Origin of the sequence: Bradyrhizobium sp. AUGA SZCCT0222, assembly GCF_018130205.1 — a bacterium.
Taxonomy (GTDB): Bacteria; Pseudomonadota; Alphaproteobacteria; order Rhizobiales; family Xanthobacteraceae; genus Bradyrhizobium.
Window position 1 is genome coordinate 17657 of the sequence record NZ_JAFCLX010000046.1, and the last position, 11035, is coordinate 28691.

General features: G+C 58.1%; 9 protein-coding genes. 7 read left to right on the plus strand and 2 right to left on the minus strand.

Features of this window, described 5'->3' with window-relative positions:
• Window positions 1–1136 precede the first annotated feature (1136 nt).
• The 5 genes from JQ629_RS29310 (at window position 1137) to JQ629_RS29330 (ending at window position 5207) form a co-directional block, all read left to right on the plus strand.
• Entirely contained in the window at window positions 1137–1886 is a 750-nt protein-coding gene (locus JQ629_RS29310; RefSeq protein ID WP_212415564.1) for a hypothetical protein, read from the plus strand.
• A 196-nt stretch (window positions 1887–2082) separates the two neighbouring features.
• Window positions 2083–2862, plus strand: a complete 780-nt coding sequence (locus tag JQ629_RS29315) for a helix-turn-helix domain-containing protein (RefSeq protein WP_212415565.1) — start codon at window positions 2083–2085, stop codon at window positions 2860–2862.
• A 319-nt stretch (window positions 2863–3181) separates the two neighbouring features.
• Entirely contained in the window at window positions 3182–3481 is a 300-nt protein-coding gene (locus JQ629_RS29320) for a DUF2924 domain-containing protein (RefSeq protein ID WP_249135352.1), read from the plus strand.
• Entirely contained in the window at window positions 3478–4794 is a 1317-nt protein-coding gene (locus JQ629_RS29325; protein WP_212415566.1) for a recombinase family protein, read from the plus strand. The genes JQ629_RS29320 and JQ629_RS29325 overlap by 4 nt, the downstream gene beginning before the upstream one ends.
• Before the next feature lie 41 nt (window positions 4795–4835).
• On the plus strand, window positions 4836–5207 hold the full coding sequence (locus JQ629_RS29330; RefSeq protein WP_249135353.1) for a hypothetical protein: 372 nt from the start codon (window positions 4836–4838) through the stop codon (window positions 5205–5207).
• 348 nt (window positions 5208–5555) lie between these two features.
• On the opposite strand, the gene JQ629_RS29335 is transcribed toward JQ629_RS29330, so the two are convergent.
• Together JQ629_RS29335 and JQ629_RS29340 are read right to left on the minus strand one after the other, a co-directional pair.
• Entirely contained in the window at window positions 5556–6182 is a 627-nt protein-coding gene (locus tag JQ629_RS29335) for a LabA-like NYN domain-containing protein (protein WP_212415568.1), read from the minus strand.
• A 744-nt stretch (window positions 6183–6926) separates the two neighbouring features.
• Window positions 6927–7982 carry an AI-2E family transporter gene (locus JQ629_RS29340; RefSeq protein WP_212415569.1) on the minus strand — a complete coding sequence of 352 codons (1056 nt, stop codon included), beginning with the start codon at window positions 7980–7982 and terminating at the stop codon, window positions 6927–6929.
• 684 nt (window positions 7983–8666) lie between these two features.
• Between JQ629_RS29340 and JQ629_RS29345 the strand changes: the two genes are divergently transcribed.
• Together JQ629_RS29345 and JQ629_RS29350 are read left to right on the plus strand one after the other, a co-directional pair.
• On the plus strand, window positions 8667–9407 hold the full coding sequence (locus JQ629_RS29345) for a methyltransferase domain-containing protein (RefSeq protein ID WP_212039120.1): 741 nt from the start codon (window positions 8667–8669) through the stop codon (window positions 9405–9407).
• 430 nt (window positions 9408–9837) lie between these two features.
• Entirely contained in the window at window positions 9838–10830 is a 993-nt protein-coding gene (locus JQ629_RS29350) for an ABC transporter substrate-binding protein (protein ID WP_212039121.1), read from the plus strand.
• Window positions 10831–11035: the final 205 nt, after the last annotated feature.

The window sequence follows — 11035 nt, forward strand, 5'->3', positions numbered from 1 at the left end:
GGTAGGTTGAAAGCACCGGACATTTCCCGGACCCACGTCGGCCGAACATGCTCCGGCCGACGGTTTGCTTTGAAAGATTGCGATGAAAAAGCCGTCCGTGAAAGACCTACCGAAGAAGCCGACTGAGATTAGATGTCCAGCATGCGGTGGCACCGGATTTGCCCCGGTAACGCAGCCAGTCCAGCCCGGCCGAAAAATCTATCCCGCACCATGTGAGAAATGCAATCGAAAGGGACGGATAGCATTGAACTGAGACGCCGTATGGACGCTTAGCCGGGGAAGCAAGCAGCTAAATAGTTAGCTTCAATTACGATGGTCAATTGCCGCGGCCGTGACCCGTAGCCCGTGCGGCACCGTCTTGCTCGGGGCCTGGACTAACGGGCGCATCGAACGGCTCTCGTACTGCAGACCGATGTCATTCTAGAAATCTTAAGCTACCCTCCCTCTAAGGGGCTCAGGATCGCCAGGGCTTTCCCGGTCATAATTATCCATGGTCAGATCGAGCAGCGGAAGCTGGTCCGGGGGCGGCGCCGAGGTCTTGGTACATCGACGTTGACGAGGCCGACGAAGCGACCGAAATCGAATTCTTGCGAACTACCACATACCTAAGAGATGTTGAGCCGCGCGTGCAGGCGATGAATGCGGTTAATACCGGTCTAGGGGTTTGCGGGCTCAGCGCCGGCACTCGGTCTGCGTTGGGTCCCTCTCGGCCGCTTTGGGGATAGTGGGTAGTTCGCACCCCGCATTCCCGGTAGCCGCCGACGCAAAAGTTACCTTAACAAACTTAACGCGCTTAACACCTTAGCTTAACAACTCGACGTCGCCACATTCGAGCAGGCCTCATACTTGCAGCACGAGGTTTGGAATCGATTAAACGGCTTGGAATCTGGACCATTAAAGGCGGCCTCGCGCCGTTCCAGCAACTCCAAAGCGGCCATCCATGATTGGCGGCAATGTCGGCCCTTAAGTGAGCCGGGCACCAGCAAAACCGACGGATCCCTCCCGAACATGCCGATCTCGCTGACGATTTCAACGAGAGCTCAATTGTGGACCTTTTCGATCGCGCCTGAAGGAAAGGTACCCTACCGCGAAAAATTGTGGCGGAGTAGGCTCATGATTCGTGGAGCGTCGTATTCATGGTTGTACTGTTTGAGCATTGGAGTGACCATGCGCTGCCTTCTCTCCTCCAAATCGGAGGGATTAAGCTCGAGGACTCCTATAGGATCTGGTTTCCTCCTGAGCGAGTGCGAGCGTTCGACACCATAAGGCTTACTGCTCAACGTCGCGGAAAAACCGAAATCGAAGCCCAATTAAATTATATCGACTACGTTGAATGGAGAGGCCTTCTGATCAGTGCCATCTGGCGCGAATGCCTGTCCGGCAATCTTTACGTTCGTGCAAAGCGAGCAAACGCGGTGGGTGCGAGCACCTACGAATTCATCTCCACTGATCGTATTCGAGAAATTTGGCCATACGGACCACTTTTTCCTAATTCTGACTACGATGACATTCAGCTATACGGACCGGTCCCTCCCTGGATCAAAATTACGGTCGACGGCCAGTTCTACTTGGACGAATTTCTCGTTCAAGAATTTCAGTACACCGATGACTACAGCTTTGTCGTGATGCGCGGAGTTGAGTTTGAGCTGGGAGCACTGCAGGCTTCGGTCGTTCGAATTTTGCACCAAGCTGTGTTTGACCCTCAGCACTGGCGGTACGAAACAGAAATCCAGCAGGAGGCCCAATGCGGCCTAATCTCAGACCTCTTCAAGCGACATCCTAAGTGGCCTGAATTGATCGAAAAAGTGGGCAGAGGCCGATACCGGCTAAACCTACGCTCTGAACAGGGGCGACCAACGGTCATATTTTCCAAACGAGACGGATAAAGTTCCGCCGTCCGAATTCCGTCCCGAGACGCCGAGGGCCGAATCAACCTGGTGTGCAGATCCACTTCTTAACGGAGGTGATGCACCGGCGGGTTGGCCAGGTAGGGTCCACCGCACTTCGGGCATTTTGGCTTTGATTATCGAAGCCTGATGCCCAGCCTTGCATCGCGGCCGAAAAATGATGCGAGGTTAGCATATGGCAAACGGCCCGTCAGACTCACTCATTGCATTCAAAGTCATCTGCTTATCCGACGACCTCTCACCAACTTCTCGTCGTGTAGCCGCAGCGTTGATTGAGCACTTCAATCGACGCACCGGCCGCTGCGATCCTTCACTTGCGAGATTGGCGGCACTGCTGGGTGTCGACCGCCGCACGATAATCCGCGCTGTTCGCGACCTGGTCAAAAAAGGGTACGTCGTTCGGACCCGACACGGCGGTTACAATCATCGAAACAGCTATAGTCCTTGTTGGACTTTTTTTCGTAAGAAGCAGAACCTTTGGAGGTCGCAATGGGCGGTAGTCGGGTTGCTTCGTACCGCGCGATTCATGTCACATTTGAAGGGACAAAATTGCCCTCTTGGTGAGGGCAAAGTTGTCGACCAAACCTCTTCAATTAACATAACAAAGAAAACCTACCCCAAGGCCGATTCAATTTCGGCCTCTGATTCCGCTGGGCCAAGACAGCTTGCCAGCAACCCAAATTCTGGCCTTCCTCCAAGGTTCAAGATGCCTCGGCTAACGACATCTAGCTCGGCCGAAGCTGCCATTGATTCTGCCGAACGCCGTTGGACGGCGGAGTTGACGAACATGCTGGCATCAAACCCCAAACTCTTTGGAGAAATTCTGGACGCTATAACGGATCAGATGAAGTCTGATGCTACGGAAGCCGAATTGCACAGCGCTGGCGGCGGTTTGAGGCTTATTCTTCGGTGTCTCGACCACCTGTTGAGCGGACTGAATGGTCTGGCAAAATGAGTATGCTTGACCGAGACGATAGCCTCCAAGAAATCGCCGAGCTGTTAGCGTTGGCCGTCAGCCGTATTCAGGCCCGGAAGGCAAGAGAATTATCCGATCAGAGCGGAGAGAGTTCACTCGACATTTTGGCTGGTCAGAGCGGACATCGAACGTCTTCGAAACGGAGAATAATCGATGCCTGATGGCATTTTAGCGCAGATTTCGACCCTAAAATTAGCCCCTGCCGGCGCTTTAAAAGCCCGCTGGCGGGAGCTCTTCGGGACCGAACCGCCGCCAATCGGCGTTTCCTGGAAAGCCGCCTGGCCTACCGCCTTCAGGAATGACCCATGGCGGCCTATCGGCCGACGTGCATCGCCGTCTGAAAGCCGCCGCTGGCGATCTGCCAGTCAAGGGCCTGAAAGGCGACAAACGCGCTCTAGGCGATCGCCCTATTTCTGGCACCCGGCTGATCCGTAACTGGAAAGGCGTCGAGCACCAGGTGGTGGTACGCGACGCTGATTTCGAATACCAGGGCCGCCCATACAAGTCGCTGTCGGCGGTCGCCCGCACCATCACCGGCACCCGGTGGAATGGCCTGGTGTTCTTCGGATTGAAGGCACAGCGGAGCCCGGCGCGATGAGGCCAATCGTTCGGAAAATCCGGTGCGCTGTCTACACCCGCAAATCCAGCGAGGAGGGGCTGGAGATGGAGTTCAACTCGCTCGATGCCCAACGGGAGGCTTGTGAGGCCTACATTGTGAGCCAGCGTGCGGAAGGCTGGATCCAGGTTGACGACCGCTATGACGACGGTGGTGTTTCCGGTGGGACGATCGAACGCCCAGCCCTCAAGCGATTGTTGGCGGATGTTCAGGCCGGAAGGATTGATGTTGTGGCAGTTTACAAGATCGATCGGCTTTCCAGGTCTATGCTCGACTTTCTCAAGCTGATCGAGCTTTTCGAGCGTCATAAGACAACGTTCGTTTCCGTCACGCAGTCCTTCAACACGACCGACGCCATGGGGCGGATGCACCTCAACATCATGATGACCTTTGCGCAGTTCGAGCGGGAGGTCATCGGCGAACGCATCCGCGACAAGTTTGCGGCCTCCCGCAAGAAGGGGATGTGGATGGGCGGTTGGGCCCCCTTCGGGTACGAGGTTAGGGATCGCAAACTAGTGGTGAACGAGGCCGACGCCGCGACCGTCCGCTCTATCTTTAAGCGATTTTTGGTCCTGAAGTCCGCCACCCTCCTCGCACATGAGCTGCGGCAGAAGGACGTCCGCAACCGGTACGGCCAAGCAATCGATAAGGGCGTGCTTTACAGGATCCTCAAGAACCGGACCTACGTCGGCGACGCCGTGCACAAGGGCACTGCCTATGCCGGCGAGCATGAGGTTATTATCGACCGCAAGCTCTGGGACCGCGTGCATGCCATCATCCAAGAAAGCCCCCGCGCACGGGGTGCGAATAGTCGAGCGCAGACCCCTGCCCTGTTGAAGGGTCTCATTTTCGACGCGACTGGCGCCGCGATGTCGCCGACCCATACCCGTCGCAAGGGTCGGCTCTATCGCTATTACATCAGCCAGCGGCTCATTAAGGCCGGGGAGCCTGCTGGCACCCCCTCCATGCGTGTGCCAGCAGGCGAGATCGAAGAGATCGTGGTCGGCCAGTTGAGGCGGATGGTCGCTTCTCCCGAAATCATCGTGGCAACGTGGAAGCAGTTACGTGGGACCCCATCGCAATTGACTGAGAACGAGGTACGCGCAGTGCTGGTGAGCTTCGACGAGGTCTGGGACGAGCTGTTCCCGGCTGAGCAGCAACGGATCACGAGCCTCCTGGTCGACCGGGTGGTGGTCTTCCCGACCAAGGTCGACGTGCATCTCGTGATCGCTGGCTTCACGTCACTGGTGACGGAGATGAAAGGTTTGGCCGTCGACATGGCCACGGCCGCATGAGGAAGTCCGCCAAACCCAGAAAAACTGTTGAGGATGGTGTAATGGTCATTTCCATCCCCGTTGCCTTCATGCAGCGCGGTGGCCGTAAGCAGATTATCGTTCCGGCGGGCGCGGACAACTGGCAGCCGACGGCCACTCGCTTTGCGAATAGCCTGATCAAAGCCGTCGCGAAAGCTCACCGTTGGCGGCGGCTGATCGAAACCGGCAAGTACGATTCTGCCGCCGAGCTCTCAAAGGCAGAAGGAATCAATGAATCCTATCTGTGCCGCATCCTGCGGTTGACCCTTTTGGCACCCGATATTATCGAGGCTATCCTGGACGGGCGGCAGCCAAGGACACTTGAGCTGCAATCCCTATTGAAGCCACTACCCACGGACTGGAGTGCCCAGCGCAAACGCTTGGGCTTCACCTAAACCTTGGGGTCCCTCTGGCAGTCCAGCCGACCGCGGGTAATTCGCACCCCGGCCATTCGGTAGCCGCAAGTTGAAAAAAGTTAGGTTGACAAGGTTGACTAAGTTGACAGTCGGTTGACCGCTGGTTGACAGGAATAAGGAAGCTTAGGGTTTTGTACCTTGGGCAAAAATGACCTCCACGGTCCGTCAATCCTTTAGCCCTCGCCGCTGGCCAAGGCTAAATGTCCCACCGAGATGGCCAAGGCTGTCATCAAGGCGGCCGACGGCGACGTGGTCCCGTTTAAGAGGGATTAACCCTATAGCCGGCGACTGACCGCCCACTCCGCCTCCTCCGCCTAGGCCAGCCGCTCAATCGTCCAGGTCGTCGTCTCCGCCCCGTGGTGCCCTGGTCGTGGCGCGCTGCAGGAATTGCGGCGCGTGACGGCGCGGCTCGCGCGGGGCCGGCCGCTCGGCGGGATCGCGGCCGAGCTTGGACTGCAATTCGACCAGGTCGGTGAAGACGTCGGCCTGGCGGCGCAATTCGTCCGCGATCATCGGCGGCTGGCTCGAAATCGTCGAAATGACGGTGACGCGGACGCCACGGCGCTGCACCGCCTCGACCAGCGAGCGGAAATCGCCATCGCCGGAGAACAGCACGATCTGATCGACATGCTCGGCGAGTTCCATGGCATCGACCGCGAGCTCGATGTCCATGTTGCCCTTGACCTTGCGGCGGCCGCTGGCGTCGATGAACTCCTTGGTCGCCTTGGTGACGACGGTGTAGCCGTTGTAATCGAGCCAGTCGATAAGCGGGCGGATCGAGGAATACTCCTGATCCTCGATGATCGCGGTGTAGTAGAATGCCCGCACCAGGGTCCCGCGGCTCTTGAACTCCTTGAGAAGGCCCTTGTAGTCGATGTCGAAGCCGAGGGTCTTGGCGGTTGCGTAGAGGTTGGCGCCATCGATAAAGAGCGCGATCTTGCTGTTGAATGACATTTATCACTGACCAATAGTCGAATTGGAAAAAAGGAAGCGAGGCACTTTCCCGCTTCAAGCTCTGGTTGGACTGAAAGACACGATAAAGTTTAGATTGTGGCACGTACAGAGCACCGGATGCCAAAGAGATCGAGCCCAAGGCGAGAAGAAATACACCCCACTGTTTTAAGTTTCAAATTGTTTTTTCTTGCACATGCTCCGTTCAAAAGGGCACGCCCCAGGTTGTTACGACACCTTAGGAACTGACAAGATCATCCGACGTTATGCAATTCTGCCGGACTTGCTGTAAACCTTTGAACCTACGACGAGTTCGAACGACACAAGACCAAGGGCTAATGAACAATCGCAATGCCGAGGAATTTCCTATTTTTGAGCTGCTCTTGAAAAAGCGCCGCCGCGTATGGCGATGGTGCTTGTGCACCACCGAAGGGCAGGTCGTTATGCTCGGTTCGGAGGGCAGTCGACCCGCTGCCAAATACCAGGCTGATAGGGCGCTCTTCCTGATGTTGCTCTGCGCTCCGTATCAGTCGGCACGCCTGAGTGACCGCGACGGCACAGGCTGCAACTGTTGAGGCCCCCTTCTCCTGGCTGATATAAATGTCCACGGTCTGTCTAGCGCTAGTCAGTGCCTCGCCGCCGGCAAGGTGCTTTTGACGCCTGCCCGCCGTGCATAGCTCTCGTAGCCGACTGTGGGTGTTGGTCACTCAAAATTCGTATCCTTCCCTGCCAGTTTGCGCCCGACGGTTACGGCGGCGGCGATGCAGATTCCGATGCCGAAAAGATTTCCCAAGTCACCATGAACATCGCTGCGATCAGCGGTCCTATTACAAAACCGTTGAGGCCGAACACTTCGATACCGCCGAGCGTGGAGATCAGCACGACATAGTCCGGCAGCTTGGTATCCTTGCCGATCAGGAACGGACGCAGCAGATTGTCCACTAGCCCGATCACCAGCACTCCGTACAGGATTAAGCTGACGCCTTGCCACACCGCTCCGGTGGCCAAGAGGTAGATCGCGACAGGCACCCAGACAAGACCTGCTCCGATCGCCGGCACTAGTGATAGAAAGGCCATCAACACACCCCACAGCAAGGCTGCGTGAATTCCCAGAAACCAGAACGCCAGCCCGCCCAATGCGCCCTGCGCGATCGCGACCAAGATGCTGCCCTTTACTGTGGCGCGGACGACATCGGCGAAGCGGCCGAACAGAGCGGTCTTCTGATCGGTGCGGAGCGGAACGGCCTGCTTGATCCGCCGCGCCAGCACTTGGCCGTCGCGCAGCAGAAAGAACAGCAGGTACAGCATTATGCCGAGCCCGACGATGAATTCGAACGTGTTCAGGCCGATGCTCAGCGCCTGCGGCGCAACCGCCTGTCCGCCCTTAGCCAGCCCGGTTGCCAAGCTGTCGCGGACCTTGCCCAGATCGGTCAGGTTGAAGCGATCCAGCAGACCGGTCATCCAGGCCGGCAGGGCAGCGAACACCCGTTCAGTGTAGGCAGCGAAGTTGTACTCCCCGGACTGCACCTTGGCGAAGAGGGTCGACGCCTCCTGCAGCAGCGAGGCTGTAATCAGGCCCAAGGGCAGAATCACCATCGCAAGCACGATCACCACCGTCGCCGCGGCGGCCAGATTCGGCCCCCCTCGCATCCTGCTTTGCAATCTCCGGTTCAGCGGCGCAAAAATGACGGCAACGACGATGGCCCAAAGAATGGCGCCATAGAACGGCAACAAGACCCAGCCAAACCCCAGCGTGACCGCGACCAGCAACAGCAAAAAGCACTGGTTCTCGATCTTGCGCACCGCTTGCATCTCCTAGTCGTTGGCGACCGCCGCCGTTCTCAATGAGTTCGTCGGCACTTGGTTCAAATCGCGCTCCGCATAAGCCCGTAGCGTCGAGCCAACAGCGCTCCAGGCTACGCATTCCGCAGTAGCCGGTCGTCAAACCCGTCAGAGAGGGAATTCGCTGATCCATTGTTATGGAATGCACGCTCTTCGCCCGGAGCGGACATACCCTGAGATTCCCCTTTTGACCCGCGACGGACATTAATGGCCTTGACCCAGTGCGGCTCCATTGGGTTGTATTGCTCTCAGGTGCGATTGGTGGGCGTGCTGGCCATCGCTATGTGCTGCAACTCTGGCTCGGCCTCTACGGCAGTCCGTCCGAGTGGCCGTGGACTTACATGTCCCTCGCGATGCTGATGTTCCTTTGTCGTCGAGTGCGCCGGCCGTACCCTTGGCTTTGATGCTTAGTTGCGCGGCAAAGTCCCAGTCATGCGCGAGGGAAAGGGCCCGATCGGCTGGTTCCTGCATACTGCGGGGTATGATTTTCTAAGAGTTTCTGACGCGGCAGCTAAAGCGCAAGGCGAACAGATGGAGTTGCCTGTCACGTTCAACCTCGTTGACATCACGGTGGGCCTACATCTTGAGCTCACAAGAACTGGACGACCGCGCCTAAACCGGCTGAGAAAGCTTGGCAGGCCCGTGATGGCGCTTGCCCGTGCAGCGACGCTACTTGTGGCGTTTGCCGCAACTCGCGCATACGCCGCTGACATTGGTTATCTGGCTTCCCCCGGAGTCGATGCAAACGAGTTTCCCTCACCTCAGCGCCCTGTTGCGCGGATTGTCAGCCCACGCCGCTCCGCCGAAGCGCGCCGCGACGCCCTGAATGAGGCTGGTCAAATCGCCCGTCTTCTTGAACTGAAGCCAGGCATGACGGTCGGCGACATTGGTGCAGGCAGTGGCTACCACACGGTCAGGCTCTCGCACCTCGTCGGGCCCGCCGGCTCTGTCGTCGCCCAGGACGTCAGGCGGGATTACCTCATCGAGCTCGCCAGGCGAACAGAACTCCTGAAGTTGACGAACGTCAAATTCGCGCTCGGCGAACCACACGACCCGCGCCTGCCCGCTTCCTCGCTGGATGCCGCAATCCTTGTGCACATGTATCACGAGATAGCCCAACCCTATGCCTTCCTCTACAATCTCACGCCCGCCTTGAAGCGGGGTGCGCGGGTCGGAATTGTCGACCTTGAGCTTCCGACGTCGGAGCATGGCACGCCAATTGAGCTCTTGCGTTGCGAACTGACCGCCGTCGGCTATCGCGCGGTCGCCACATATAAGCTCGCAGGGGGCGGCGGATACCTGGCGGTGTTCTCTCCGCCAGAGGGAGCGGGTCGAAAATCTCCCCGGGATATCGTTGCTTGTGGGGATCGTGCCGGCACGCGCTGACACCTGATGGACGCCGGCGTCCGTCCCAGAAGCCACGATTTAGGAATCCCCGATCGATTCAAGCTGACAACATCCCGCTCGGGACACCAGCGTCGGGGCCGCCGCGCGGCCGCAGGGACCATATCTTTTCATCCAAATCGATCACGGGCCTCCGTAGTGGCGCTGAAAAGCGACGCAGCAGCAGAGAAGTCCAAATATCAACTTTCGCGAAGGTTGTGCGATTTTCGACTTTTGCAACAATCGGCACATTTGAGACATGTCGACGCACGGTAACGACGTCTGTTTATAGGGGTAGAGCGGAAGTCGTCGGTGCGCGGCCAAACCGACGCGAATGACCCGACTCGGACATTGGCCGACATGCGCTGGAAGGCACTCGCGCTTCCTTCACGCGTGCTATAGTTTTGCCGATACGATGCCTGGGGTTGGATGCATGAGACGGCGCGATGTCATCATTTATCTCGCTGGGGCGGCTGCCGCGTGGCCGCTGGCGGCGCGCGCGCAGCAGCAGCTGTCCAAACCTCGACGCATCGGCCTTCTTACCAGCAGCTCGCGTCCCGTTTCAATCGAGTCAAGCTACCACGCCGGGATCTTGCTGGGAATGCGGGAGCTCGGCTATGTCGAGGGTAAGGACTTCATCATCGAGTGGCGCTTCGCCGAAGGAAAGCTCGAACGCTTTGCCGATTTCGCGGCCGAGCTGGTACAACTGAATGTCGACGTGTTGGTGCCTGCGACACCGACGGCAATTCCTGCCGTACGGCAAGCGACCCGCACCATTCCCATCGTCATGGGCTTCTCGACCGATCCGGTCGGCAATGGCTTCATTGCAAGCCTCGCACATCCCGGCGGCAACATCACAGGCTTGGCGAGTTCCCAAGATGATGCAGCTCCGAAACAACTCGAGTTTCTTGGGATGGCGGTACCCAACCTATCGCGCCTCGGGCTTCTCGTGGATCGGCACAGCCCAAATTCTCCGGCAATCGTCAAGAATATTCAGGATGCGGCCCGAACTGCGGGTGTCGCCACCGTCCCGATGGAAGTCGATAACCTTTACCAAATAGAGAGCGCATTCCCTGCGCTGGCAAATGAGCGCGTCGGGGCCGTCGTTGTCGCGATTGGATCCGTCACCTTCCTTCACCGAGAGCGTATTGCGCAGCTTGCACTTGAGCATCGGCTGCCATCGATGTTCCCGCTGCGCGAGTTCGTGGCGGCCGGCGGGCTGATGAGCTATGGCGAAAGCCTGTTCGATTTTTACCGCCGCGCGGCATTTTACGTGGACAAGATTTTCAAGGGCGCGAAACCGGCCGACCTGCCGGTCGAGCAGCCCACACGCTTGTTGCTGGTGATTAACCGCAGAACCGCAGAAACAATCGGGATCACGATTCCGGTGCCGCTGCTCGTCCGAGCCGACGAGGTGATCGAATGAGGCCGATGTCGCCGGTTGGCACTTTTCGGACCTGACAAAACTGGCTGACAATGTCCCGTGTTGGGGGCAAAGCCGACCTCCCGGTTGAGCATCCGGACTTCTCAGTTAGTAGACGCTGTCCGCGATGGCGCACACTTTTTGTGACGTGCGGGATACGCAGTCAGTGCTGGGCCTGATCGCGGCAGTCTGACTTCCGGTATTGGCA

Bases quoted from the DNA above. Each gene is read 5' to 3' on its own strand.
- JQ629_RS29310 (WP_212415564.1), top strand. From the start codon at position 1,137: ATGGTTGTACTGTTTGAGCATTGGAGTGACCATGCGCTGCCTTCTCTC.
- JQ629_RS29315 (WP_212415565.1), top strand. From the start codon at position 2,083: ATGGCAAACGGCCCGTCAGACTCACTCATTGCATTCAAAGTCATCTGC.
- JQ629_RS29320 (WP_249135352.1), top strand. From the start codon at position 3,182: ATGACCCATGGCGGCCTATCGGCCGACGTGCATCGCCGTCTGAAAGCC.
- JQ629_RS29325 (WP_212415566.1), top strand. From the start codon at position 3,478: ATGAGGCCAATCGTTCGGAAAATCCGGTGCGCTGTCTACACCCGCAAA.
- JQ629_RS29330 (WP_249135353.1), top strand. From the start codon at position 4,836: ATGGTCATTTCCATCCCCGTTGCCTTCATGCAGCGCGGTGGCCGTAAG.
- JQ629_RS29335 (WP_212415568.1), bottom strand. From the start codon at position 6,182: ATGTCATTCAACAGCAAGATCGCGCTCTTTATCGATGGCGCCAACCTC.
- JQ629_RS29345 (WP_212039120.1), top strand. From the start codon at position 8,667: ATGGCGCTTGCCCGTGCAGCGACGCTACTTGTGGCGTTTGCCGCAACT.
- JQ629_RS29350 (WP_212039121.1), top strand. From the start codon at position 9,838: ATGAGACGGCGCGATGTCATCATTTATCTCGCTGGGGCGGCTGCCGCG.